Raw genomic sequence first — 25,211 nt, 5'->3', positions numbered from 1 at the left:
CATGTGGATCGCAACGTGCTGAGTGCATTGCGGGAAGTGATGGAAGAGGGTTATCCGGATCTGCTGGATATCTTTCTTGCGGACTCCGAAGAGCGCCTGAAAGTCTTGAGAGCGGCTGACAGTGCCGCACTGCTCGTTGAAACCGCCCATAGCTTCAAGGGTAGCAGTAGTAACATGGGCGCCCTCAGGCTGACCGAGCTCTGCCGCCAGCTTGAGCAGCAGGCCACCAGTTTGCCGTGCGCGGCCGTTCTGGAACTGGTCGGCAAAATCGACCGCGAATTCGCCGGTATCCGCCCTCTGTATGAAGCTGAGCGACAGCGTTGCCCGGCGAAAATCTGAGCAAGCGCTGCTTTTGGTCTCTATCGAGTGAAACTGGCTCGACCTTTGCAGTTATCTAACCCAACTGTACTTACGAGCCCTGTGCAGCGGAGATCGTTTCATGCCCGTTACCCCCAATATTCTGCTTCAGGCCACCAGACAGGCCAAGACTCAGGCTGCCTCCGCCAATCCCCCGGCAGTGGCCGCAGAGCCCGGGGACAAGGCCGCAAGCTTCGCTCATGTCTACGCCAATCAGGCCCAAAACAAGTCCAATGCGTTGGCGGATGCTCCGCTCAAGCCTGATCGTGACAAAGCCTCCGGTGTCGGCGCAAAGAAGGACGCAAGCGACGACAAGTCTGCCGCCGAGGAACCGGTGGTTGCCGATGGCGGCAAATCCCTGCCTGCCGACCAATCGGTGCAGATTGACGACAAGACCGCCGGCGAAGATGCGTCAGAGGCCGACCCGGCTCAGTTCGTCGATGCCGCGCCGGTTGATCCGGCGCTTGATCCTGCATTGCAGCAAGCCATACAGCCCGTGGTGTCAGCGCCAGCAGCGCCTGCAGTAGCCGATGCGGTGACGCCAACGGTTGAAGTGCCGGTTGCTGCGGCGATCGCGGCTACAAGCGTTCCGACGCCGACCAGCGCTGACGGCGACTTCGATCCCGAGGCCGATCCACTCGACGCCCTGCCGGCGTTACGCCTGGCGATGGAGCAGAGCGGTCACGTGTCGGCTTCCAGTCAGGCGCAGCAAAAGGCCGCACCGACACAGGCGCAAGCCCAGGCTGACGGTGAGCTGACGTCGGCGCAAAACTTTGCCGCCGGCATGGCGACCATGCTGGATATTCAGGCCGACAAGGACGGTGCCGGGAAAGGTGACGACAAGGCCTTCAGCGGCTTGATCGACGACGGTCTGAAGGATCTCAAATCTGCCAGCAGCGACACCCGTGTCGATGATTTCGCCAACCGTCTGACCGCGCTGACCCAGGCGGCCACACCTAAGACAGCCAATGCCTTGCCGATGAACCAGCCGATCGCCATGCACCAGAGCGGCTGGACCGAAGAAGTGGTGAACCGGGTCATGTACCTGTCCAGCGCCAACCTCAAGGCCGCGGACATCCAGTTGCAACCCGCTGAACTGGGGCGTCTGGACATTCGGGTGAACATGGTTCCCGATCAGCAGACCCAAGTCACGTTCATGAGTGCGCATCCGGGTGTCCGTGAGGCGCTGGACAGCCAGGTCCATCGCTTGCGCGATATGTTTGCGCAGCAGGGCATGGGTCAGGTCGATGTCAACGTTTCGGACCAGTCCCGTGGTTCCCAACAAGGGCAAGACCAAGCCCGGCAAAGCCAGACCGGACGGTCCAGCGCCAGCGGCGGCCGTATCGACTCAATGGATGATGAGCATGCGCCATCGGTCGCAGAAGTGGCGGCCAGCGTGACCAGCGTTATTGGTTCAAGCGCAGTCGATTATTACGCCTGATCATTCGTGGCGCCCTCTGAAAGATCGCAGCCTTCGGCAGCTCCTACATTGGAATGTGTACATCCTGTAGGAGCTGCTGAAGGCTGCGATCTTTTGATTTCCGGCTTCAACCAGCCGCAGCCCATTTCCCCTCCAGCCGTTCTGGCATAACACTTGCTCTTGCCTTGCCGTGCGACTGTGAAAACCCGAATAGTGACGGATTATTGGCATGGCGAAGAGCGACGCAGCAGTAAAAGACCCCGCAACCAAAGGCAAACTCAAGCTGATCATCCTGATCGTGGTGGCCCTGCTGCTGGCGATCGGTGTGTCCGTGGGCGCGACCTGGTACTTCATGCACAGCGCTCAGAACAAACCTGCCGTTGCGGTGGTGGAAACCGCTCCCGCCGGCAAGCAGCCAGCGATTTTCGAGTCGATGGCGCCGGCTTTCGTGGCCAACTTCAACCAGAACGGCCGCCAGCGCTACATGCAAGTGAGCATCACCATGCTCGCGCGCAACCAGGTGGATCTGGAAGCGCTCAAGGTCCACATGCCGGTGATCCGAAACAACCTTGTGATGCTGTTCTCCGGGCAGGACTTTGCGACCCTCGCGTCGCCGGTCGGCCAGGAAATGCTGCGGCAGAAGGCCACCGCCAGCGTCCAGGAAGTGGCGCAGAAAGAGCTCGGCAAAGTGGTGATCGAACAGTTGCTTTTCACTAATTTCGTACTGCAGTAGGAACACGACATGGCCGTGCAGGACCTGCTGTCCCAGGATGAGATCGACGCGCTGTTGCATGGCGTCGACGATGGTCTGGTACAGACCGAAAACGCTGCCGAACCCGGCAGCGTCAAAAGCTACGACCTGACCAGCCAGGATCGCATCGTCCGTGGACGCATGCCGACCCTGGAAATGATCAACGAGCGTTTCGCTCGTTATACCCGCATCAGCATGTTCAACATGCTGCGTCGTTCGGCGGACGTAGCGGTGGGTGGCGTGCAGGTGATGAAGTTCGGCGAATACGTGCACTCGCTGTACGTGCCGACCAGTCTCAACCTGGTCAAGATCAAACCCCTGCGCGGCACCGCGCTGTTCATCCTCGACGCCAAGCTGGTGTTCAAGCTGGTGGACAACTTCTTCGGTGGCGACGGCCGGCACGCCAAGATCGAAGGGCGTGAATTCACCCCGACCGAACTGCGTGTGGTGCGCATGGTGCTGGAGCAAGCGTTCGTCGATCTGAAGGAAGCCTGGCAGGCGATCATGGAAGTCAACTTCGAGTACATCAACTCCGAAGTGAACCCGGCCATGGCCAACATCGTCGGCCCGAGCGAGGCCATTGTGGTGTCGACCTTCCACATCGAACTCGATGGCGGTGGCGGCGACCTGCACGTGACCATGCCGTACTCGATGATCGAGCCGGTGCGCGAGATGCTCGACGCTGGCTTCCAGTCGGACCTCGACGACCAGGACGAGCGCTGGGTCAACGCCCTGCGCCAGGACGTGCTGGACGTCGACGTGCCGATCGGTGCGACGGTGGCCCGTCGTCAGTTGCGCCTGCGCGACATCCTGCACATGCAGCCGGGGGATGTGATCCCGGTCGACATGCCGGAAGAAATGATCATGCGCGCCAACGGTGTGCCGGCCTTCAAGGTCAAGATGGGTTCGCACAAGGGCAACCTGGCGTTGCAAGTGATCGAGCCGATCGAGCGCCGTTGACCGCCGCTCCTACTCATTTGTGATTAACCGAATTCTGAACTTTTGCTCGCCGAGGACACTGACAATATGAACACGCAAGACGACCAGGCCCTGGCCGATGAGTGGGCCGCAGCCCTGGAAGAAACCGGTGATGCCGGTCAGGCCGACATCGACGCATTGCTTGCCGCCGATTCCGGCAATTCGGCGTCCAACCGCCTGCCAATGGAAGAGTTCGGCAGCGTGCCGAAAAACAACGATCCGGTGAGCCTCGAAGGCCCGAACCTGGACGTGATCCTCGATATCCCGGTGTCGATTTCCATGGAAGTGGGCAGCACCGACATCAACATCCGCAACCTGCTGCAACTGAACCAGGGCTCGGTGATCGAACTGGATCGCCTGGCCGGCGAGCCGCTGGACGTGCTGGTCAACGGCACGCTCATCGCCCACGGCGAAGTGGTGGTGGTCAACGAGAAGTTCGGCATCCGCCTGACGGACGTGATCAGCCCAAGCGAACGCATCAAGAAGCTGCGCTGAGTGAAAAAGTTTCTCGGGGCTGTGGTCGGGGGCGCGCTGGCCATGTCGTTCAGCGTGCTGGCGGCCGAACCGGTTGCAACGGCGGCCGCGGCTGCCGCGCCGGCGGTGAGCAGCGGGGTGGGTGGCCAACTGACGCAACTGGTATTCGGCCTGCTGCTGGTGCTCGGGCTGATCTTTCTCCTCGCCTGGTTGTTGCGTCGGGTCCAGCAGGCCGGTCCGGCCGGCAAGGGGCAGGTGATCGAGATCGTCGGCTCCCGCGCGCTGGGGCCTCGCGACCGCCTGATGCTGGTGCAGGTTGGCAACGAGCAGATTCTGCTTGGCCTGAGCCCTGGCAGCATCACTGCGCTGCACGTCCTCAAGGAGCCGGTGCAGGTGCCGAGCACCGAGAAGCCGACGCCGGAGTTTGCACAGCGCCTGCTGGAGATGCTGGGTAAAGATCAGAAGGATAAGAAGTAATGGGTGCGCTACGCATCATCTTGACGCTGGCCCTGATGCTGGCCGCACCGCTGGCATTCGCCGCCGATCCGCTGTCGATCCCGGCCATCACCCTGGGCACCAATGCGCAGGGTGCGCAGGAATACTCGGTCAGCCTGCAAATCCTGTTGATCATGACCGCGCTGAGTTTTATCCCGGCGTTTGTCATGCTGATGACCAGCTTCACCCGGATCATCATTGTCTTCTCGATCCTGCGCCAGGCCCTGGGCCTGCAGCAGACGCCGTCGAACCAGATCCTCACCGGCATGGCGCTGTTCCTGACCCTGTTCATCATGGCGCCGGTGTTCGACCGGGTGAACCAGGACGCCTTGCAACCCTATCTGGCGGAAAAGCTGACGGCTCAGGATGCGGTCGCCAAGGCGCAGGTGCCGATCAAGGACTTCATGCTCGCCCAGACCCGCACCAGCGACCTGGAGCTGTTCATGCGCCTGTCCAAGCGCACTGACATCGCCACACCGGATCAGGCGCCGTTGACCATCCTGGTACCGGCCTTCGTGACTTCCGAGCTGAAAACGGCGTTCCAGATCGGCTTCATGATCTTCATTCCGTTCCTGATCATCGACCTGGTCGTGGCCAGTGTGCTGATGGCCATGGGTATGATGATGCTCTCCCCGCTGATCATTTCCCTACCGTTCAAGATCATGTTGTTCGTCTTGGTGGATGGCTGGGCCTTGATCATTGGCACCTTGGCCAGCAGCTTCGGCGGTGTCTCGCCATGACGCCGGAAGTAGCGGTCGACATCTTTCGCGAAGCGCTTTGGTTGACCACCATGATGGTGGCGGTGCTGGTGATTCCGAGTCTGCTGATCGGCCTGCTGGTGGCGATGTTTCAGGCCGCCACCCAGATCAACGAACAGACCCTGAGCTTCCTGCCGCGCCTGCTCGTGATGCTGGTGACGCTGATCGTGGCCGGTCCGTGGCTGGTGCAGACCTTCATGGATTACATCCTGCAACTGTACGGCAGTATTCCTCAGGTCATCGGCTAAACCATGTCACTGCTAGCGCTGACCGATACGCAGATCAGTACTTGGGTGGCGACATTCATGTTGCCGCTGTTTCGTGTCGGCTCACTGCTGATGGTCATGCCGGTGTTTGGCACGACCCTGCTGCCTCGGCGCATCCGCTTGTATTTCGCCTTGGCCATTACCGTGGTTATCGCGCCGGGCCTGCCACCGATGCCGCCGGTCAATGCCCTGGATTTGAGCGGGCTGTTGCTGATCGCCGAGCAAATCCTCATCGGCGCGGTGATGGGGTTTTCCTTGCAGCTGTTCTTCCAGGCCTTTGTGGTGGCCGGACAAATCGTCGCCATCCAGATGGGGATGGGCTTCGCCTCCATGGTCGACCCGACCAACGGTGTATCGACGGCGGTGATCGGGCAGTTTTTCACCATGTTGGTGACGCTGCTGTTCCTGTCCATGAACGGCCATCTGGTGGTGTTCGAGATCCTCACCGAGAGTTTCACTACGTTGCCGGTGGGGGGCGGCCTGATGGTTAACCATTACTGGGAGCTTGCCGGAAAGCTCGGCTGGGTACTCGGCTCGGCGTTGTTGCTGGTGCTGCCGGCGATCACCGCGTTGCTGGTGGTCAACATCGCGTTTGGCGTGATGACCCGGGCGGCACCGCAACTCAATATTTTCTCTGTGGGCTTCCCGCTGATCCTGCTGCTTGGGCTTTTCATTGTCTGGGTCGGGCTGGCGGACATTCTCAACCAGTATCAGCCGTTGGCCACCGAGGCCTTGCAGTTGTTACGCGAACTGGCACGGGCGAGCTGAGCCATGGCCGAGAGCGAAAGCGGTCAGGACAAGACAGAAGACCCCACGGAGAAGCGCAAGCGGGACTCCCGTGAAAAGGGTGAGATAGCGCGGTCCAAGGAACTCAATACCCTGGCGATCATGCTGGTCGGTGCCTCGGCGCTGCTGATTTTTGGCGGCGCCATGGCACAGGACATGATGGAGCTGATGCGCATCAACTTCTCGCTGCCGCGGGAAGTGATCCTGGATCAGCGCTCCATGGCCACCTACCTGATGCGCTCGGGGCAAATTGCCCTGTGGTCGATCCAGCCGGTGATGATTGCGTTGGTGCTGGCCGCCATCATCGGTCCGATTTCCCTGGGTGGTTGGCTGTTCGCGGCGGGTTCCATGGCGCCCAAGTTCAGCCGCTTGAACCCTGGTCCCGGCCTCAAGCGCATGTTCTCGACCAAGTCCTTGGTCGAGCTGCTCAAGGCCCTGGCCAAGTTCATCATCATCCTGTTCGTGGCGCTGGCGGTACTGTCGTCGGACATCGATGACCTGCTGCGCATCGCCCATGAGCCCGTGGACATGGCGATCATTCACAGTCTGCAAGTGGTGGGCTGGAGTACGTTGTGGATGGCGTGCGGGCTGATCCTGATCGCTGCGGTGGACGTGCCGGTGCAACTCTGGGAAAGCCACAAGAAACTGCTGATGACCAAGCAGGAAGTGCGCGATGAGCACAAAGATACGGAGGGCCGGCCGGAGGTCAAGCAGCGGATTCGACAGCTGCAGCGAGAGATGTCTCAGCGGCGGATGATGGCCGCCATTCCCGAAGCCGACGTGGTCATCACCAACCCGACGCACTACGCCGTGGCGCTCAAGTACGACCCGGAAAAGGGTAGTGCGCCGGTATTGCTGGCCAAGGGCACCGACTTCCTGGCCTTGAAGATCCGCGAGATCGCCGCGGCCAACGAGATCCTGTTGCTGGAGTCACCGGCGCTGGCGCGCTCGATTTACTACTCCACCGAGCTGGAGCAGGAAATCCCCGGCGGGCTCTATCTGGCGGTTGCGCAGGTACTTGCCTACGTCTATCAGATTCGACAGTACCGGGCGGGCAAGGGCAAGCGGCCTGATCCGCTCAAGGATGACTTGCCGATTCCGCCGGATTTGCGCCGCGATTCCTGATCTGAAAATCAAAAGATCGTCCGAACGCGGCCCGAGCCTTCGGCAGCTCCTGCATGAGATCGGCGTGAACCTGTAGGAGCTGCCGAAGGCTGCGATCTTTTTTACCCGCGAAAACCTCTATTTCAAGCCTTTGCAAAAGTTGGAAAGCTTCTTGCAGTAGCCGCCCTGCGCCCGCTTCAGGCGTCAAAAGTTTGCTTCAAAGGAACGGGGAATACCGGTGGATCGCTCTCAGTTAATCAACAGTGCCCGCACGAACATGGCAGACCTCAGTCGAGGCAATCTGGGCGTGCCGCTGTTGCTGCTGGTCATGCTGGCGATGATGATGTTGCCGGTGCCGCCGTTCCTGCTCGACGTGTTCTTCACCTTCAACATTGCCCTGTCTATCGTCGTGCTGCTGGTGTGCGTCTACGCCTTGCGCCCGCTGGATTTCGCGGTGTTCCCGACCATTCTGCTGGTGGCGACGCTGTTGCGCCTGGCATTGAACGTGGCCTCCACGCGGGTGGTGATGCTCCACGGCCAGGACGGTCACGCGGCCGCCGGCAAGGTGATCCAGGCATTCGGTGAGGTGGTGATCGGCGGTAACTACGTGGTCGGTATCGTGGTTTTCGCGATTTTGATGATCATCAACTTCGTCGTGGTGACCAAGGGTGCGGGGCGGATTTCCGAGGTGAGCGCGCGTTTCACCCTCGATGCGATGCCCGGCAAGCAAATGGCGATCGACGCCGACCTCAACGCCGGCCTGATCGATCAGGCCCAGGCCAAGGCCCGCCGTTCGGAAGTCGCCCAGGAAGCCGAGTTCTACGGCTCCATGGATGGTGCCAGCAAATTCGTCCGGGGTGACGCCATTGCCGGCCTCTTGATCCTGTTCATCAACCTGATCGGCGGCATGGCGGTCGGTATCTTCCAGCACAACATGAATTTCGCCGACGCCGGCAAGGTGTATGCGCTGTTGACCATCGGTGACGGTTTGGTGGCGCAATTGCCATCACTGTTGTTATCGACAGCTGCCGCGATCATGGTGACCCGTGCTTCCGGTTCGGAAGACATGGGCAAGCAAATCAATCGCCAGATGTTCGCTTCGCCCAAGGCGCTGGCGGTGGCGGCAGGCTTGATGGCGGTCATGGGCCTGGTGCCCGGCATGCCGCACTTCTCGTTCCTGAGCATGGCGGCCCTGGCGGCCGGTGGCGCCTACCTGTTCTGGAAAAAGCAGAACGTCGCCAAGGTTCAGGCCCTGCAAGAGGTCAAGCGCCAGCAGGAGCTACTGCCGTCGCCGGCCCGCGCCCAGGAAACCAAGGAGCTTGGCTGGGATGACGTGACGCCCATCGATATGATCGGCCTGGAGGTGGGCTATCGCCTGATTCCGCTGGTGGACCGCAACCAGGGCGGCCAGTTGCTGGCGAGGATCAAGGGTGTGCGCAAGAAGCTGTCCCAGGATCTGGGCTTCCTCATGCCGACCGTGCATATCCGCGACAACCTCGACCTGGCGCCGAGTGCCTATCGCCTGACCCTGATGGGGGTGATCCTGGCGGAAGCGGAGATTTACCCGGATCGGGAGCTGGCGATCAACCCGGGGCAGGTCTACGGCACGCTCAACGGTATTACCGCCAAAGATCCGGCTTTCGGCCTGGAGGCGGTCTGGATCGAAATCAGCCAGCGTGCCCAGGCGCAGTCCCTCGGTTACACGGTGGTCGATGCCAGTACAGTGGTGGCCACCCACTTGAACCAGATACTCTACAAGCATTCCAGTGAACTGATCGGTCACGAAGAAGTGCAGCAACTCATGCAATTGCTGGCCAAAAGCTCGCCGAAACTGGCGGAAGAGCTGGTGCCGGGCGTGGTTTCACTGTCGCAGTTGCTCAAGGTGCTGCAAGCGCTGTTGGCCGAGCAAGTGCCGGTTCGCGATATCCGCAGCATTGCCGAGGCCATCGCCAACAATGCCGCCAAGAGTCAAGATACCGCCGCGCTGGTGGCTGCCGTGCGGGTTGGCGTCTCTCGCGCAATCGTCCAAAGCATTGTAGGTACTGAGTCGGAGCTGCCAGTTATCACGCTCGAGCCAAGGTTGGAACAGATATTGCTCAATAGTCTGCAAAAGGCAGGACAAGGCTCGGAAGAGGGCGTTCTGCTGGAGCCAAGCATGGCAGAGAAACTGCAACGCTCGCTGATTGACGCGGCGCAGCGCCAGGAGATGCAAGGTCAGCCGGTGATTCTGCTGGTGGCCGGCCCGGTTCGCGCGATGCTCTCGCGATTCGGCCGGCTCGCAGTCCCGGGTTTGCACGTGTTGGCTTATCAGGAAATTCCTGACAACAAGCAAGTGACCATCGTTGCGACAGTAGGGCCCAACGGCTGAGGTAGTGGTTTATGCAAGTTAAGCGTTTTTTCGCCGCCGATATGCGTCAGGCCATGAAGCTGGTTCGTGATGAGCTGGGCGCTGATGCCGCCATCATTGGCAACCGCCGAATCGCCGGTGGTGTCGAGCTGACGGCTGCGCTGGATTACAAGTTGTCGGCGCTGGCACCTCGGGTTCCGAACATGGAACTAGAAGACGAGCTGCGCAAGACTCAGTCGCGGATCGTCACCGCCCAGGCCGAACTGAGCCTGCGTAGCGATGGCGAGAGCGACAATGCAACCAATCGCCAGTTGTTCGCCGGCTTGCCGTTGACCGCCGCCGAGCCGCTGATCGAGCCGACATACGAAGAACCCCGTCGCCCCGCATCGGCTGCTGTACCAGCGTCCGGTGGCGTGGACCCGCGTGCGTTCGACTCGATGCGCTTCGAACTCAACAGCCTGCGCGAGCTCATGGAAGTACAACTCGGGTCCCTGGCCTGGAACCAGCTGCAGGGCAGCCGTCCGGACCAGGCCAACCTCTGGCGTCGTCTGCAACGCATTGGCCTGTCTGGCCCGCTGTCGCGCGATCTGCTGGCGCTGATTACTGAAATCGAAGAACCCCGTCAGGCCTGGCGCATGTTGCTGGCGCACCTGGCGCGCATGATCGTTACCCCGGACGTCGAGCCGCTGGAAGAGGGCGGAGTCATCGCCATGGTCGGCCCTGCCGGCATGGGCAAGACCACGACCCTGGCCAAGCTGGCTGCCCGTTACGTACTCAAGTACGGCGCGCAGAACATTGCACTGGTGAGCATGGACAGCTTCCGCATCGGTGCCCAGGAGCAGCTCAAGACCCTGGGACGCATTCTCAATGTGCCGGTGACCCACGTCGATCCTGGCCAGTCCCTGGTGCAGGCGCTGGAGCCCTTGCTGCGCAAGCGCGTAGTGCTGATCGATACCGCCGGCCTGCAGGCCAGCGATCCGGCCCTGCGCATGCAGCTCGAAAGCCTGGCCGGTCGTGGCATCCGCTCAAAAAATTATCTGGTCCTGGCAACCACCAGCCAGAAACAGGTTCTAACTGCCGCTTATCACAGTTACAAGCGTTGCGGGCTTGCCGGCTGCATCCTGACTAAACTGGATGAAACGGCAAGCCTGGGCGAGGTGTTGAGCCTGGCCATCAGTCATGAGCTGCCAGTGGCGTACCTGACCGATGGCCCGCGGATTCCGGATGATCTCCATCTGCCGCGCCGTCATCAGTTGGTCAGTCGCGCCGTCAGCGTGCAAATGCAGGAAGAACCCAGCGAAGAAGCCATGGCTGACATGTTCGCTGACATCTACCACAGCCCGACCAAGCAGGTTGGCTGAGGTATTAATGAACAGTTTTTGTACCTACATCGATGGTCTGCCATGCATTGTTCCGTTTGTGAACGCGCAGCCAGTAATGTGGCCTCCGTCTATGCAAGACAAGGTAAAGAAATAACATGGGCAGCATGCATCCCGTACAGGTGATCGCGGTGACCGGCGGCAAAGGTGGCGTCGGGAAAACTAATGTGTCAGTGAACTTGTCCCTGGCTTTGGCTGAGCTTGGCCGGCGCGTCATGCTGCTGGACGCCGACCTGGGACTGGCGAACGTTGACGTTCTGCTGGGCCTGACACCCAAACGTACCCTGGCCGACGTGATCGAAGGCCGCTGCGAACTGCGCGATGTATTGCTGCAGGGACCCGGCGGCATCCGTATCGTTCCGGCCGCATCCGGCACTCAGAGCATGGTGCATCTGAGCCCCGCGCAACACGCCGGCCTGATCCAGGCCTTCAGTGATATCGGCGACAACCTCGACGTATTGGTGATCGACACCGCTGCGGGCATTGGTGAGTCGGTCGTCAGCTTCGTTCGTGCAGCCCAGGAAGTGCTGCTGGTGGTGTGCGACGAGCCGACCTCGATTACCGATGCCTACGCCTTGATCAAGTTGCTCAATCGCGACTACGGCATGAACCGCTTCCGCGTCCTGGCCAACATGGCCCAGAGCCCGCAGGAAGGGCGCAACCTGTTCGCCAAGTTGACCAAGGTCACGGATCGCTTCCTCGACGTCGCCCTGCAATACGTCGGCGCGGTGCCCTACGACGAAAGCGTGCGCAAGGCTGTGCAGAAGCAGCGCGCCGTCTACGAGGCCTTCCCGCGTTCCAAGTGCTCGCTGGCGTTCAAGGCCATCGCGCAGAAGGTCGATACCTGGCCGCTGCCTGCCAACCCGCGCGGGCACCTGGAGTTTTTCGTCGAGCGGCTTGTGCAGCAAACAGCAGGACCTGTTCTATGACGGCCAGCGGCTACAACCTCTACAAAAAATCGGCGCGTGATGCGCAGTACGAGCTGATCGAGCGTTACGCGCCGCTGGTTAAACGCATTGCTTACCACTTGCTGGCGCGTTTGCCGGCCAGTGTCCAGGTCGAAGACCTGATCCAGGCCGGGATGATCGGCCTGCTTGAGGTGTCGACCAAATATGACGCCAGCAAAGGCGCCAGTTTCGAGACGTACGCGGGCATTCGAATCCGCGGCGCCATGCTCGATGAAGTGCGCAAGGGGGACTGGGCGCCACGTTCGGTTCACCGTAATACGCGCATGGTCAGCGACGCCATTCGCTCGATTGAAGCGAAAACCGGCCGTGACGCTAAAGATCACGAAGTTGCGGCCGAACTCCAATTGAGTCTCGACGATTACTACGGAATTTTGAACGACACCCTGGGCAGCCGGTTATTCAGTTTCGACGATCTGTTGCAGGACGGCGAACACGAAGGGCTGCACGAGGATGGCGCGAGTGCTCATCTCGAGCCGTCACGCGATCTGGAAGATGAACGCTTCCAGGCTGCGCTGGCGGATGCGATTGCCAATTTGCCGGAGCGTGAGCGACTGGTGTTGGCGCTGTACTACGACGAAGAGTTGAACCTCAAGGAAATCGGTGAGGTCCTGGGGGTCAGCGAATCTCGGGTCAGCCAGTTACACAGCCAGTGCGCGGCCCGCTTGCGGGGGCGTTTGGGGGAGTGGCGAGCGCGCTGAAGGCAGTGTGGGGACACTGCGAAAGAGACTGGTGTGGTGTTGAACTGCGCCGGTCCCGATCTGTTGTGCTCCAGACAGTCATTGAGTGCTTTGCCGGATTGATTGAAATGGCGCGTCCAGGTGCTGGGCGCGTTTAAGACTGCTTGGAGGTCGAATTGGACAAGAACATGAAAATCCTCATCGTTGATGACTTCTCAACGATGCGGCGGATCATCAAGAACCTGCTGCGTGACCTTGGGTTCACCAACACCGTAGAGGCCGACGATGGCACTACCGCCATTCCGGTGCTCAACAGCGGAAGCATCGACTTTCTGGTAACGGACTGGAACATGCCGGGCATGACCGGCATCGATCTGCTGCGTCACGTGCGTGCCGATGAAAAGCTCAAGCACCTGCCGGTGCTGATGGTGACCGCTGAAGCCAAGCGTGAGCAGATCATCGAAGCGGCCCAGGCCGGCGTTAACGGCTATGTGGTCAAGCCCTTCACGGCCCAGGCGTTGAAAGAAAAAATCGAGAAGATTTTCGAACGCATCGGTTGATGAGTGCGCCACGGGGGAGCTATGGGCAATAACGAAACTTCATTGGGCGATTTTGAGTCGACCCTGAAAAAACACGCCGTCGAATTGGTCGAGAGCCTTGAAAAAGGCAAGTTCGGCGACGCGGTGCAATTGATCCATGAGCTCAACCAGACCCGTGACCGCGGCCTGTATCAGGAAGTGGGCAAGCTCACTCGCGAACTGCATAGCGCGATCGTCAATTTCCAGATTGACCCGCACATGCCGCAAGCCGAAGAAGTGTCGCAGATCACCGACGCCACCGAGCGCCTGGGTTATGTGGTCAAGCTGACCGAGGCCGCGGCCAACCGCACCATGGATCTGGTGGAAAATGCCACGCCGCTGGTCAACAGCCTGGCGGAGGAAGCTCAGGCCTTGAGCACGGACTGGGGGCGCTTCATGCGTCGTGAAGTCGGTGCCGAAGAGTTTCGTGAACTGGCCCGGCGGGTCGACGGCTTCCTGGTGCGCAGCGGCACGGACAATCGCGCGGTGTCGGGCAACCTGAACGACATCCTGCTCGCCCAGGATTACCAGGACCTCACGGGGCAAGTGATCAAGCGTGTGACCCAACTGGTCACCGAAGTTGAAAGCAACCTCCTCAAGCTCGTGCTGATGGCCAGTCAGGTGGACCGCTTTGCGGGCATCGAACATGACCGTGAAGCGATGCTTGCTGAAAAAGATCCACAAAAACATCTCTCTCAGGGTGAAGGTCCGCAGATTCATGCCGATAAAAGAGAAGACGTTGTGTCCGGTCAGGACGATGTGGACGATTTGCTATCCAGCCTGGGATTTTAGAGTTTCAGGTTTTTTGGGTTTTTAGACCTTTAGGAGCACCCCCCTGATGAGCTTCGGCGCCGATGAAGAGATCCTTCAGGATTTCCTGGTTGAGGCCGGCGAGATTCTAGAGCAACTGTCCGAGCAACTGGTCGAGCTGGAAAGCCGTCCGGATGATGCGGATTTGCTCAATGCAATTTTTCGCGGTTTTCACACTGTAAAAGGGGGCGCCGGCTTCCTCCAGCTCAACGAGCTGGTGGAGTGCTGCCACATCGCCGAGAACGTGTTCGACATCCTGCGCAAGGGTGAGCGGCGCGTCGACTCGGAATTGATGGACGTGGTTCTCGAAGCGCTGGACGCGGTGAACAGCATGTTCAGCGAAGTCCGCGAGCGCAGCCCGATCACGGCTGCGACACCTGAATTGCTCGCGGCACTGGCCCGTCTGGCCGAGCCGCAATCGGCTGACGAAGTGGTTGCTGCGCCTGTTGCCGTCGTGGTTGAAGCACCGGTGGCTGAAGCCGATTCAGGCGATATTACCGATAACGAATTCGAGCAATTGCTGGACTCACTCAATGCCGTCAAGGCACAGGCTGAGGCGCCGGCGGTTGCCCAAACACCTGCATTTGAGGCACCTGCAAGCGATGCGGTTGCCAGCGACGAAATCACCGATGCCGAGTTCGAATCGTTGCTCGATCAGTTGCACGGTAAAGGCCAGTTTGCCGTTGATGCGATTGCGCAGGCTCCGGCCGCGCCAGAAGCACCGAAAGCGCCGGGCGACAGTTCCGATATTACTGACGACGAATTTGAAGCACTGCTCGACCAGTTGCATGGCAAGGGCAACTTTGCGGTCGAGGCCCTGGAGTCGGCCATTGCTTCGGTGCCTGCCCCTGCTGCCCCAAGCGCGGCGGCGGCTGGCAGCGATCTGATTTCCGATCACGAGTTCGAAGCGCTGCTCGACGAATTGCACGGCAAAGGCAAGTTCAGCGAAGTCGGCACCGCGACGGCGGCCCACGGTTCGAACGCTGCTGTTGCGGCACCGGCACCGGCAGCCAAGGCGGCGCCGAAACCTGTGGCCAAGGCCCCCGAGCCAAAAGCCGAAGCCCCGGCAGCTGCTGCACTGGCTGCTGCCCGCGCCCCGGCCGCGCCACCGGCGGAAAAACCGGTGAGCGAAGCCGAAACCACCGTACGGGTCGATACCGCGCGCCTGGACGAGATCATGAACATGGTCGGCGAGCTGGTGCTGGTGCGTAACCGCCTGGTCCGCCTGGGCCTCAACAGCGGCGACGAAGCCATGTCCAAGGCCGTATCGAACCTCGATGTGGTCACCGCCGACCTGCAAACCGCGGTCATGAAGACCCGGATGCAACCGATCAAGAAAGTCTTCGGGCGCTTCCCGCGCCTGGTTCGCGACCTGGCTCGCCAGCTCAAGAAAGAGATCAACCTGGAACTGGTCGGCGAAGAAACCGACCTCGACAAGAACCTCGTCGAGGCCCTGGCCGACCCGCTGGTCCACTTGGTGCGCAACGCCGTCGACCACGGCATCGAGTCGCCGGAAGAGCGCGAAGCCTCGGGCAAGGCCCGTGGCGGCAAGGTCATCCTGGCGGCCGAACAGGAAGGCGATCACATCCTGCTGTCGATCTCCGATGACGGTAAAGGCATGGACCCGAATGTCCTGCGCTCCATCGCGGTCAAACGCGGCGTGATGGACAAGGACGCGGCCGATCGACTGAGCGACACCGAGTGCTACAACCTGATCTTCGCCCCGGGTTTCTCGACCAAGACCGAGATCTCCGACGTGTCGGGTCGCGGCGTGGGCATGGACGTGGTGAAAACCAAGATTTCCCAGCTCAACGGTTCGATCAACATCTACTCGACCAAGGGCCAGGGATCGAAGATCGTCATCAAGGTGCCGCTGACCCTGGCGATCATGCCGACGCTGATGGTCATGCTCGGCAACCAGGCGTTCGCGTTCCCGCTGGTGAACGTCAACGAAATTTTCCACCTCGACCTGTCGACCACCAACGTCGTGGACGGCCAGGAAGTGGTGATCGTGCGGGACAAGGCGCTGCCATTGTTCTACCTCAAACGCTGGCTGGTCAGCTCCGCCGCTCACGAAGAGCAGCGCGAGGGCCATGTGGTGATCCTTTCGGTGGGCACGCAGCGGATCGGCTTTGTCGTCGATCAACTGGTGGGCCAGGAAGAAGTGGTCATCAAGCCATTGGGCAAAATGCTCCAGGGAACTCCGGGCATGTCCGGCGCCACCATCACCGGTGACGGCCGCATCGCGCTGATTCTCGATGTTCCGAGCATGCTCAAGCGTTACGCCACACGGCGTATTTGATTCTGGTGGAGCGGGGCGCCTGGCCTCGCTCCATCTAATGGAGTGTTTATGGCAGTCAAAGTCCTGGTGGTGGACGATTCGGGGTTTTTCCGCCGCCGCGTCTCGGAAATTCTTTCAGCGGATTCGAATATCCAGGTCGTCGGCACGGCGACCAACGGCAAAGAGGCGATCGATCAGGCGCTGGCCCTCAAGCCAGACGTGATCACCATGGACTACGAGATGCCGATGATGGACGGCATCACCGCCGTGCGGCACATCATGCAACGCTGCCCGACCCCGGTCCTGATGTTCTCCTCGCTGACCCATGAAGGCGCCCGGGTCACCCTCGACGCGCTGGATGCCGGTGCGGTGGACTTCCTGCCGAAGAATTTCGAAGACATCTCGCGCAACCCCGAGAAGGTCAAGCAACTGCTGTGCGAGAAGATTCTCAGCATCTCGCGCAGTAATCGTCGTGTCAGTCACTACAGCGCTCCGGCGCCTGTCGCTGCACCAGCCCCGACGCCTGCGCCTTCCAGCGTGGGCAGTTTTACCAGCAGCGCGCCCGCGCGTCCGGCACCGGCACCGATCCCGGTGCGTACGCATGCCCCCGCTGCGTCGTCGCCCGCGCCAAAACGCAAGGCCTACAAACTGGTGGCCATCGGTACGTCCACCGGCGGCCCGGTCGCCCTGCAGCGGGTCTTGACCCAACTGCCAGCCAATTTCCCGGCCCCGATCGTGCTGGTTCAACACATGCCGGCCGCCTTCACCAAGGCCTTCGCCGAGCGTCTGGACAAGCTCTGCCGCATCAGCGTCAAGGAAGCCGAGGATGGCGATATCCTGCGTCCAGGCCTGGCGCTGCTGGCGCCGGGTGGCAAGCAGATGATGATCGACGGTCGCGGCGCGGTGAAAATCCTCCCGGGTGACGAGCGCCTGAACTACAAGCCGTGCGTGGACATCACCTTCGGTTCGGCAGCCAAGTCCTACGGTGACAAAGTTCTGGCGGTCGTCCTGACCGGCATGGGTGCTGATGGTCGTGAAGGCGCTCGCCTGCTCAAGCAGGGCGGCAGTTCGATCTGGGCGCAGGACGAAGCCAGTTGCGTGATCTACGGCATGCCGATGGCCATCGTCAAAGCTGAACTCGCCGACGCGGTGTACAGCCTCGACGACATCGGCAAGCACTTGGTCGAGGCGTGCATCTGATGGATGTTCTAAGCCTGATCGGCATCATCATGGCCTTTGTCGCCATCATCGGCGGCAATTACCTTGAAGGCGGTCATCTGGGCGCCCTGGCCAACGGCCCGGCAGCGTTGATCGTGCTTGGCGGCACCATTGGCGCGGCGCTGCTGCAATCACCGATGAGCGCCTTCAAGCGCGCCATGCAGATTCTCGCCTGGATCCTGTTCCCACCTCGCGTCGACCTGGCCGGTGGCATCGATCGCGTGGTGAACTGGAGCCTGACCGCCCGCAAGGAAGGCCTGCTGGGTCTTGAAGGTATCGCCGACGCCGAACCTGACAATTACGCCCGCAAAGGCCTGCAACTACTGGTCGACGGCGCCGAGCCGGAAGCGATCCGCAGCATTCTGGAAGTGGATTTTTACACTCAGGAAAGCCGCGATATCGAAGCGGCCAAGGTGTTCGAAAGCATGGGCGGTTATGCGCCGACCATCGGCATCATCGGTGCGGTGATGGGCCTGATTCACGTCATGGGTAACCTGGGTGATCCGTCGCAACTGGGTAACGGCATTGCCGTGGCCTTCGTCGCCACCATCTACGGCGTGGCCAGTGCCAACCTGGTGCTGCTGCCGATTGCCGCCAAACTCAAAGCCATCGCGCTGCGCCAGTCGCGTTATCGCGAAATGTTGCTGGAAGGACTGCTGTCGATCGCCGAAGGTGAAAACCCTCGCTCCATTGAGTTGAAGCTTCAGGGCTTCATGGATTAAGGGAATACAGGGTCTGCTCACAGTAAATGATGGAGCGCGCAGCGCCCTGCGAGCCGCAAGACTAGGCGCGAGGAGAGAGGTTTGGTTGCTTCAAATGAACGACGAGTAACGACGTATTGCGGCTCGCAGGGCGCTGCCCTCCGGGTTGGCGCTGTGATTGTGCCAGGCTGCGTTGCGCGACTTGAGAAGGGGCGCAACCATTCTCGGCGTCACGCGCCTTGCCTGGCGCAATCACAGCGCCAACGCGCTGCATCATTTACTGTGAGCAGACCCTGACTATGGCTCGCCGTCGCCAGCATGAAGAACACGTCAACCACGAACGCTGGCTGGTGTCCTACGCGGACTTCATCACCTTGCTGTTCGCCTTTTTCGTGGTGATGTACTCCATCTCGTCGATCAACGAAGGCAAGTACAAGGTCATTTCCGAAGCCCTGATCGGGGTCTTCACCGATTCCGATCGCGCGCTCAAGCCGATCCCCATCGGTGACGAGCGGCCGAAGACCGTGACCCCGGCCAAGCCGCTGGTCAAGGACAGTGATCAGGTCGATGCCGGTGTCTCCGGCGCCAGCGATCCGCTCAAGAGCATCGCCGACGACATCAGCGCGGCGTTCGGTGACCTGATCAGCTCCAACCAGATGACCGTGCGCGGCAATGAACTGTGGGTCGAGATCGAGCTCAATTCCAGCCTGTTGTTCGGCAGCGGCGATGCCATGCCCAGCGATATCGCGTTCAACATCATCGACAAGGTCGCGGCGATCCTGAAGCCGTTCGACAACCCGATCCATGTCGAAGGTTTCACCGACGATCAACCGATCCGCACTGCGCAGTATCCGACCAACTGGGAGCTGTCCTCGGCCCGCTCGGCCAGCATCGTGCGCATGCTGGCGATGCAAGGGGTGAATCCCGGTCGCCTGGCGTCGGTGGGCTACGGCGAGTTTCAGCCGGTGGCCAACAACGCCACCGCCGAAGGCCGCGCACGCAACCGTCGCGTGGTGCTGGTGGTGTCGCGCAACCTCGATGTTCGCCGCAGCCTGACCGGTACCGGAACCGCCCACGCGCAACCGGATGCCGCATTGAAGCGTGCTGGCACACAAACTGCACCGACCCCGGTCAAGTCGCCGGTACGAGAGAACGCCGTCAATTCTCCGTCACCCGCATTAACACGTTGAGCTATTTCTCGGCCGATCCGTTCGGTCGGGAGGAACAATCCGAATGAGAGTCTGGGCAGTCGCCAATCAAAAAGGTGGTGTCGGTAAAACCACTTCCTCCATCGCTTTAGCCGGGTTGCTGGCCGAGGCGGGCAAGCGGGTGGTCGTGGTCGATCTCGACCCCCACGGCTCCATGACCAGCTACTTCGGCTACGATCCCGACAGCCTGGAACACAGCAACTACGATCTGTTCCTGCACAAGGGCAACGTGCCACAAGGCCTGCCGGGTCAACTGTTGCTGTCGACCAGTGACGAACGCATTTCCCTGTTGCCGTCCAGCACCGCGCTGGCCACCCTCGAGCGCCAGTCGCCGGGGCAGAGTGGTTTGGGCCTGGTGATTGCCAAGAGCCTGGCGCAACTGTGGCAGGACTTCGATTACGCCGTGATCGACAGCCCGCCCTTGCTCGGCGTGCTGATGGTCAATGCCTTGGCGGCGAGTCAGCAACTGGTGATCCCGGTGCAGACCGAACACCTGGCGGTCAAGGGTCTGGAGCGCATGGTCAACACCCTGGCGATGATCAACCGCTCGCGCAAACAGGCACTGCCTTTCACCATCGTGCCGACCCTGTTTGACCGTCGCACCCAGGCGTCCCTCGGAACCTTGCGCGTGCTGCGCGACAAATTCCCCGACGAAATCTGGCAAGGCTATATCCCGGTGGACACGCGCCTGCGCGATGCCAGTCGTGCCGGGCTGACGCCTTCGCAGTTCGACGGCAAGAGCCGTGGCGTTCTCGCCTACCGTGCGTTGCTCAAGCATCTGCTGGCGGCGCAACTTGTTGCGCAGGTGGCCTGACATGACCTCGATCCCTGTAGGAGCGAGCCTGCTCGCGATAGTCGTCAACGATGACGCGGGAAACCTGGCACCCCGTGGCGCTCTCAGGTTCATCGCGAGCAAGTCGAATCGTCGCACCGTCGCCCCTACAGGTGAGCGTTCATGAACCGGCCATTGAAGACCACTTCGCGCCCGCAACTGGCATTGCAGTCCTACCTGGACAGCTTGCTGCAGGACGTGACCGAAGAATTGACGCTGCCGATAGAGGCAGAGGCCGAGGAGATCGCCACCGAAGCAGTGCTGGACGAGTTCCAGGCAGCGGTGCTCGAAGAGCAGGCCCGTGATGCCGCGGCGGCCGCGCCGGTGCCGGCATCCGTAGCGCCAGTGTTCAAGGCGCCGGTGATCGAAGCCCCGGCGCCGGTCTTGGCGTCCGTTTCGACCATCGCTCCGCTGCTGCAAGCCTTGGTACCGCCGCCTGTTGAAGCGCGGCCAGCCGCTGTCGAAGTGCCGCAAACCCTGGTATCGCCCGTCGTCGAAGTGCATCTGCCACCGAGCAATACGCCGCCACCGATGGACACCGAGGGTCGTCCGTCCTGGGCCGCCGAGCCTTTCGAATGCCTGCTGTTCGATGTCGCCGGCTTGACCCTGGCGGTGCCGTTGGTGTGCCTGGGATCGATCTATTCCCTGGCCGGTCACGAGCTGACGCCCTTGTTCGGCCAGCCGGAATGGTTCCTGGGCATCCTGCCGAGCCAGGCCGGCAACCTCAAGGTGCTCGATACCGCGCGTTGGGTCATGCCCGACCGTTACCGCGACGATTTCAAGCAGGGCCTGCAATACGTGATTTCGGTCCAGGGCTACGAATGGGGCCTGGCGGTGCATCAGGTCAGTCGCTCGTTGCGACTGGACCCGAATGAAATCAAATGGAGAAGTCACCGGGGTCAGCGGCCATGGCTCGCCGGCACGGTGATTGAACACATGTGCGCCTTGCTCGACGTCGCCTCCCTGGCGGAGTTGATCGCCAGTGGCGGGGCAAAGCACATGTCCGGCAGCAAGCCGAACCACAAACCGACAAACATCAAATAAACAACAGGCGACGTCACTCGATGGCGTCGCACGGAACACACACCGCCAGGGCGGTTTCTTGAGGGGTCAGGGTATGAATGACAAGGCAACGGCGGCAAAAGGTTCCGAAGATCCGATCCTGCAATGGGTCACCTTCAAGCTGGACAACGAGACCTACGGCATCAACGTGATGCGCGTCCAGGAAGTCCTGCGCTACACCGAAATCGCCCCGGTCCCGGGTGCCCCGAGCTACGTGCTGGGCATCATCAACCTGCGCGGCAACGTCGTCACCGTGATCGACACCCGTCAGCGCTTCGGCCTGATGAATGCCGAGATCAGCGACAACACCCGTATCGTCATCATCGAAGCCGACAAGCAGGTTGTCGGGATCATGGTCGACAGCGTGGCCGAAGTGGTTTACCTGCGTCAGTCGGAAATCGAAACCGCGCCGAACGTGGGTAACGAAGAGTCCGCCAAGTTCATTCAAGGCGTGTGCAACAAGAACAACGAATTGCTCATCCTGGTCGAACTGGACAAGATGATGAGCGAAGAAGAATGGTCAGAACTGGAGAGTATCTGATTGATTCTTGAGGTTGCGGTCATTGTCCTGTTCCTGTTCTGGGCAGGCACGCTGGCGATGTTCCTGGCCTACATTCGCGCCCAGAAGCAGATCGCCGCACAACAGGCCCTGGGCGATGCGCAGCGCGACCAGCGCATCAAGGACCTGGGCAAACGCGTTGACAACTACCAGAACGGCAACGTGCGCATGGGCGAAGACCTGCATGAACTGCGGGCGATCGTTGCGCCGTTGCCGGACAAACTGGCGCAGCTGGAACAGCGCGACCCGACCAGCCTGTCGTTTGCCCAGGCTGCGCGATTGGTCGGGATGGGCGCCAGCGTCGACGAACTCACCCAGTCCTGCGGCTTGACCCAGGCTGAGGCGGAGTTGATGAGCAAGGTGCACAAGAACTGATTCTTGCGATTGGCCTGAGATCCCCTTCGCGGGCAAGCCCGCTCCCACACTGGATCAATGTCGTACACAAAATTTGTGTTCACAGAAGACCAAATGTGGGAGCGGGCTTGCTCGCGAAGGCGTCCTCGAATGCGCAGCAATCTTCCCCGCGATCCGACTCATTCCTCTCTATCCTCAGACAGGGATTACGCTGTCGTAGTCTCCTGCCTATAACATTCTCAGATTCCACCGTCTTGTGATCGCGACCAGCGATCAGTAGTTTGATCTGCTCAAACATACACAATGCCAGGAAGGCTTATGATCGACATTTTGCGTGGTACACCGCTGTGGGTTTATGCGGTGTTTTTTATTCTGAGTTACTACGGCGTCATCGCCTGTTTCAGGAGCCACGTATCGAAAAGGTCATTGCAGATATCACCCGTGATATTCGTGGCTTTGTCCCTCGCATCGCTCAATCCCTCCCAGGAAATTGCAATCCAGCTTTCAGTCTATGCATTGGGATTGCTTGCGGGGTGGTTGCTGGCACTGCGTTTTTTCTCGTACAACAATGTGCAGTGCGAGGGGCAACATCTGGTTCTACCCGGTACGATCAAGGTACTGATTGTGTATTGGGGCTTTTTTGCCTGGCGTTATTACGAAGGTTACCAGGCGGCCATGTACCCGGAGCTGGCCAATGAAATGTCGGCGGTTGCAGGGGCGGCGCTGGGGGCAGGGCTAATCAATGGTTTGATTGTTGGTCGCAGTTTCAAGCTATTGCGTTTCGTAGGTGCCGGCTTGTCAGCGAAGGCGGCTAAATGATCGGTGTAATATTCAAGTTCGCATTCGCCGGCAAGCCGGCTCCATAACGGGTTCGTAAGCTCAATAATCATCCCCGCGCTCGGTGATGTCCTTCTCCACCATCAACGCATCCGGACCCATCCCCACCGGAAATTTCCCCTTCAGATTCCACGCAAACGCAATGATCTCGGCAATCGTCAGATACAGCTCCTGCGGAATGCTGTCCCCCAGTTCCATACGCGCCAGCAGCCTCACCAACTCGGCATTTTCGTAGATTGGCACTTCGCAGTCGCGGGCGATCCGCAGGATTTCTTCCGCCAGTTCTTCATCGCCCTTGGCGGTGAGGGTGGGGGCGTGGGTGCCGTCGTACTTGAGGGCGATGGCCTGGCGTGGGGCGTTGGGGTTTTTCATGCGGTTTCGTCGACCCAGCGTTGTTCGAGGCGGGTTTGGGGGCCTTGGGGTGGTCTGCCGAGGTGGCAGTCCAGGTCGCCGACGTTCAGGCCGGCGGACACCAGGCGGTCACGCAGCCCGGCCAGGTTGTTTTCGATCAGGCTGGCGGTGTACGGCCGTTCGGCCCAGAGCTGGCCGCACAGGCTGCCCTTGATCAGTTGCGCCTGGATTTGCAGGGGGCCCAAAGGCTCCATGGCGAAGGCCAGTTCGACTCGCCACAGCTGTTGCTTGGGTTCGCGTTCTTCGCGACGCTCCTTTGGCTGTTCTTTCTCGGGGGCGTCCTCGCGCTGGAACTTGACCTGCAAGGGCACGATGTCCTGCAGGTTGCGCATCGGGATTTCCAGTTGCCAGGTGCTCATCAGCCGTCCGTCGGCGGTGACGCCGGTTTGTTCCAGGCTCGACAACTGATGGCTTTGCAGACGTGAAACTGCAGCGGCGGCCAGGCGTAGCAAGTGTTCGAGGTCGTTTTCACCCTCGGCGCTTTGCAGCAGGCGTTCGGGCAGCGGGAAACCGCTCGGCGACGGTTTGGCACTGACCTGACCGAGCATGCCCAGGGCATTGCGGACAAAATTCGGCATGGCCTGGGCCAGGGTGTTGGCGGCGATGATCGCGCCGAGGTTGGTGTGGGCGGGCAAGCCCTGGCTCAACTGCGCAACCAGTTTGAGCAGGTCGCCTTTCATGTCCGGCGCGAGTGTCGGGTTTTGCCCGTTCAGCAGTTTGCTTTCGAGGAACGCACCACTGCTGGCCAGCGCCAGGGCCAGGCCCTTGGGGGTGCTCAGTTGCTGGACATCCGGCAGGCCGGAGAGCAATCGGGCAGCGGCGCTGCGCAATTCGGCAGAGGTCTGGTCCGAGGCCGGAAGGTTCTGCAGGAGCTTGAGCAAGCCATCCAGCGAGCCCTGGCGGCTTTGCTGGTTGACCAGTTGCCGGGTGACCGCCAGTTGTTCCTGGCGGCTGCTCAGCGGCACGAATTTCAATGTCTGGCTGTCTTGCACCTGCGCGCTCAACAAGGTGCCGATGCGCAAGGGCTGCGGACTGTCGATGCTCAGGGTGCTGCCGCTCAACGCGGTGTTGAGCAGGCTCACCATCGAGCGAAACACCATGGGCTGGCCGGGGACCTGCGGCAGCACTTGCGAGGTCAGCACCTTGCCCTGCAGCAGGGTGCCAATGGGCAGTCGCGCGGTGTCGAGGCGGGTGAGGGTGGCGACGCTGGAGGCGATGGCCTGTTGCACCGTCACGGCCAGGTTGCCGGCCGAGGGCTGGGTGACGAGCAGCGTGGTGCCCTGGGCCAGCGGTTGATTGCTGGTGGTCTGGACCGTGGTCTGGCGGCCGCTGTCGAGGGTGACCTTGAGCAGCATCTGGAAAGTCTGGTCCGCCTGCTTGAGCGACAACACTTCGGCCTGTGCGGTTTGACCGACGCTGATCAGCCCCTCCACCGGCGTCAGCAACTTGAGCAGTTCACCGCTGAGCACCTGCGGGCGTGAGGTCGCCGGGAGGGCCTGCGGCAGCGGGAGGATGTTCATTTCGCCTGTCATACGCGGTCACAACCTGAGGAAAATGCACTCTTTAGAGTAGGGCCTGGCATGTATAATGCCGCGCCGTT

General features: G+C 60.8%; 27 protein-coding genes. 25 read left to right on the top strand and 2 right to left on the bottom strand.

The window, feature by feature from the left end:
• Positions 1–39: 39 nt before the first annotated feature.
• The 25 genes from KW846_RS06045 to KW846_RS05925 all read left to right on the top strand — a co-directional run bounded on the left by KW846_RS06045 (position 40) and on the right by KW846_RS05925 (position 23,182).
• Positions 40–339 (top strand): Hpt domain-containing protein, encoded by a 300-nt coding sequence (locus KW846_RS06045; protein ID WP_218481678.1) that lies wholly within the window; start codon positions 40–42, stop codon positions 337–339.
• 100 nt (positions 340–439) lie between these two features.
• Positions 440–1,798 (top strand): flagellar hook-length control protein FliK, encoded by a 1,359-nt coding sequence (locus KW846_RS06040; RefSeq protein ID WP_218481613.1) that lies wholly within the window; start codon positions 440–442, stop codon positions 1,796–1,798.
• 208 nt (positions 1,799–2,006) lie between these two features.
• On the top strand, positions 2,007–2,510 hold the full coding sequence (gene fliL / locus KW846_RS06035) for a flagellar basal body-associated protein FliL (protein ID WP_218481612.1): 504 nt from the start codon (positions 2,007–2,009) through the stop codon (positions 2,508–2,510).
• A gap of 9 nt (positions 2,511–2,519) precedes the next feature.
• Entirely contained in the window at positions 2,520–3,488 is a 969-nt protein-coding gene (fliM, locus tag KW846_RS06030) for a flagellar motor switch protein FliM (protein WP_015096242.1), read from the top strand.
• 66 nt (positions 3,489–3,554) lie between these two features.
• Positions 3,555–4,001, top strand: a complete 447-nt coding sequence (gene fliN / locus KW846_RS06025) for a flagellar motor switch protein FliN (protein WP_015096241.1) — start codon at positions 3,555–3,557, stop codon at positions 3,999–4,001.
• Positions 4,002–4,457, top strand: coding sequence for a flagellar biosynthetic protein FliO (gene fliO, locus KW846_RS06020; RefSeq protein WP_218481611.1), 456 nt, complete (start codon positions 4,002–4,004; stop codon positions 4,455–4,457). It begins immediately after the preceding gene.
• Positions 4,457–5,215: a flagellar type III secretion system pore protein FliP gene (gene fliP, locus KW846_RS06015; RefSeq protein WP_218481610.1), complete on the top strand. Its 759-nt coding sequence runs from the start codon at positions 4,457–4,459 to the stop codon at positions 5,213–5,215. The genes fliO and fliP overlap by 1 nt, the downstream gene beginning before the upstream one ends.
• Positions 5,212–5,481 carry a flagellar biosynthesis protein FliQ gene (gene fliQ, locus KW846_RS06010; protein WP_056721593.1) on the top strand — a complete coding sequence of 90 codons (270 nt, stop codon included), beginning with the start codon at positions 5,212–5,214 and terminating at the stop codon, positions 5,479–5,481. Before fliP ends, fliQ begins: the two co-directional genes overlap by 4 nt.
• Positions 5,482–5,484: 3 nt before the next feature.
• The gene (fliR, locus tag KW846_RS06005; RefSeq protein ID WP_218481609.1) at positions 5,485–6,267 is read left to right on the top strand and encodes a flagellar biosynthetic protein FliR; all 783 of its coding nucleotides are present in this window, start codon (positions 5,485–5,487) and stop codon (positions 6,265–6,267) included.
• Between the two features lie 3 nt (positions 6,268–6,270).
• A complete protein-coding gene (gene flhB / locus KW846_RS06000) occupies positions 6,271–7,410 on the top strand; it encodes a flagellar biosynthesis protein FlhB (RefSeq protein ID WP_218481608.1) in 1,140 nt (379 codons plus the stop codon).
• 217 nt (positions 7,411–7,627) lie between these two features.
• The gene (gene flhA / locus KW846_RS05995; RefSeq protein ID WP_218481607.1) at positions 7,628–9,757 is read left to right on the top strand and encodes a flagellar biosynthesis protein FlhA; all 2,130 of its coding nucleotides are present in this window, start codon (positions 7,628–7,630) and stop codon (positions 9,755–9,757) included.
• Between the two features lie 11 nt (positions 9,758–9,768).
• Positions 9,769–11,097, top strand: coding sequence for a flagellar biosynthesis protein FlhF (flhF, locus tag KW846_RS05990; RefSeq protein ID WP_218481606.1), 1,329 nt, complete (start codon positions 9,769–9,771; stop codon positions 11,095–11,097).
• A gap of 116 nt (positions 11,098–11,213) precedes the next feature.
• Positions 11,214–12,044, top strand: a complete 831-nt coding sequence (gene fleN, locus KW846_RS05985; RefSeq protein ID WP_007975361.1) for a flagellar synthesis regulator FleN — start codon at positions 11,214–11,216, stop codon at positions 12,042–12,044.
• Entirely contained in the window at positions 12,041–12,781 is a 741-nt protein-coding gene (gene fliA / locus KW846_RS05980; RefSeq protein ID WP_007894214.1) for an RNA polymerase sigma factor FliA, read from the top strand. The genes fleN and fliA overlap by 4 nt, the downstream gene beginning before the upstream one ends.
• Before the next feature lie 167 nt (positions 12,782–12,948).
• Positions 12,949–13,320, top strand: coding sequence for a chemotaxis response regulator CheY (locus tag KW846_RS05975; protein ID WP_003183998.1), 372 nt, complete (start codon positions 12,949–12,951; stop codon positions 13,318–13,320).
• A 21-nt stretch (positions 13,321–13,341) separates the two neighbouring features.
• Positions 13,342–14,130: a protein phosphatase CheZ gene (locus KW846_RS05970; RefSeq protein ID WP_102699419.1), complete on the top strand. Its 789-nt coding sequence runs from the start codon at positions 13,342–13,344 to the stop codon at positions 14,128–14,130.
• A gap of 46 nt (positions 14,131–14,176) precedes the next feature.
• Positions 14,177–16,450, top strand: a complete 2,274-nt coding sequence (locus KW846_RS05965; protein ID WP_218481605.1) for a chemotaxis protein CheA — start codon at positions 14,177–14,179, stop codon at positions 16,448–16,450.
• A 48-nt stretch (positions 16,451–16,498) separates the two neighbouring features.
• The gene (locus KW846_RS05960; RefSeq protein ID WP_218481604.1) at positions 16,499–17,629 is read left to right on the top strand and encodes a chemotaxis response regulator protein-glutamate methylesterase; all 1,131 of its coding nucleotides are present in this window, start codon (positions 16,499–16,501) and stop codon (positions 17,627–17,629) included.
• The gene (locus KW846_RS05955; RefSeq protein WP_007980738.1) at positions 17,629–18,369 is read left to right on the top strand and encodes a flagellar motor protein; all 741 of its coding nucleotides are present in this window, start codon (positions 17,629–17,631) and stop codon (positions 18,367–18,369) included. Before KW846_RS05960 ends, KW846_RS05955 begins: the two co-directional genes overlap by 1 nt.
• A 278-nt stretch (positions 18,370–18,647) precedes the next feature.
• Positions 18,648–19,538, top strand: coding sequence for a flagellar motor protein MotD (gene motD, locus KW846_RS05950; protein WP_007980739.1), 891 nt, complete (start codon positions 18,648–18,650; stop codon positions 19,536–19,538).
• Between the two features lie 43 nt (positions 19,539–19,581).
• Complete coding sequence (locus KW846_RS05945) at positions 19,582–20,370, top strand: ParA family protein (protein WP_007980740.1); 789 nt, start codon at positions 19,582–19,584, stop codon at positions 20,368–20,370.
• Positions 20,371–20,511: 141 nt separating this feature from the next.
• Complete coding sequence (locus tag KW846_RS05940) at positions 20,512–21,432, top strand: CheW domain-containing protein (protein ID WP_218481603.1); 921 nt, start codon at positions 20,512–20,514, stop codon at positions 21,430–21,432.
• A gap of 73 nt (positions 21,433–21,505) precedes the next feature.
• Entirely contained in the window at positions 21,506–21,991 is a 486-nt protein-coding gene (locus KW846_RS05935; protein ID WP_007980742.1) for a chemotaxis protein CheW, read from the top strand.
• A complete protein-coding gene (locus KW846_RS05930) occupies positions 21,992–22,384 on the top strand; it encodes a DUF2802 domain-containing protein (RefSeq protein ID WP_218481602.1) in 393 nt (130 codons plus the stop codon).
• A 297-nt stretch (positions 22,385–22,681) separates the two neighbouring features.
• Positions 22,682–23,182: a hypothetical protein gene (locus KW846_RS05925; RefSeq protein ID WP_218481601.1), complete on the top strand. Its 501-nt coding sequence runs from the start codon at positions 22,682–22,684 to the stop codon at positions 23,180–23,182.
• 60 nt (positions 23,183–23,242) lie between these two features.
• On the opposite strand, the gene KW846_RS05920 is transcribed toward KW846_RS05925, so the two are convergent.
• Together KW846_RS05920 and KW846_RS05915 are read right to left on the bottom strand one after the other, a co-directional pair.
• Positions 23,243–23,572 carry an EscU/YscU/HrcU family type III secretion system export apparatus switch protein gene (locus tag KW846_RS05920; protein WP_218481600.1) on the bottom strand — a complete coding sequence of 110 codons (330 nt, stop codon included), beginning with the start codon at positions 23,570–23,572 and terminating at the stop codon, positions 23,243–23,245.
• Positions 23,569–25,143: a flagellar hook-length control protein FliK gene (locus KW846_RS05915; protein ID WP_218481599.1), complete on the bottom strand. Its 1,575-nt coding sequence runs from the start codon at positions 25,141–25,143 to the stop codon at positions 23,569–23,571. The genes KW846_RS05920 and KW846_RS05915 overlap by 4 nt, the downstream gene beginning before the upstream one ends.
• Positions 25,144–25,211: the final 68 nt, after the last annotated feature.

The organism is Pseudomonas sp. PDM32 (assembly GCF_019219225.1).
Taxonomy (GTDB): Bacteria; Pseudomonadota; Gammaproteobacteria; order Pseudomonadales; family Pseudomonadaceae; genus Aquipseudomonas; species Aquipseudomonas laurylsulfatiphila.
The sequence above is the reverse complement of the archived record's forward strand: the minus strand, read 5'-3'. Positions and strand labels throughout refer to the sequence as shown.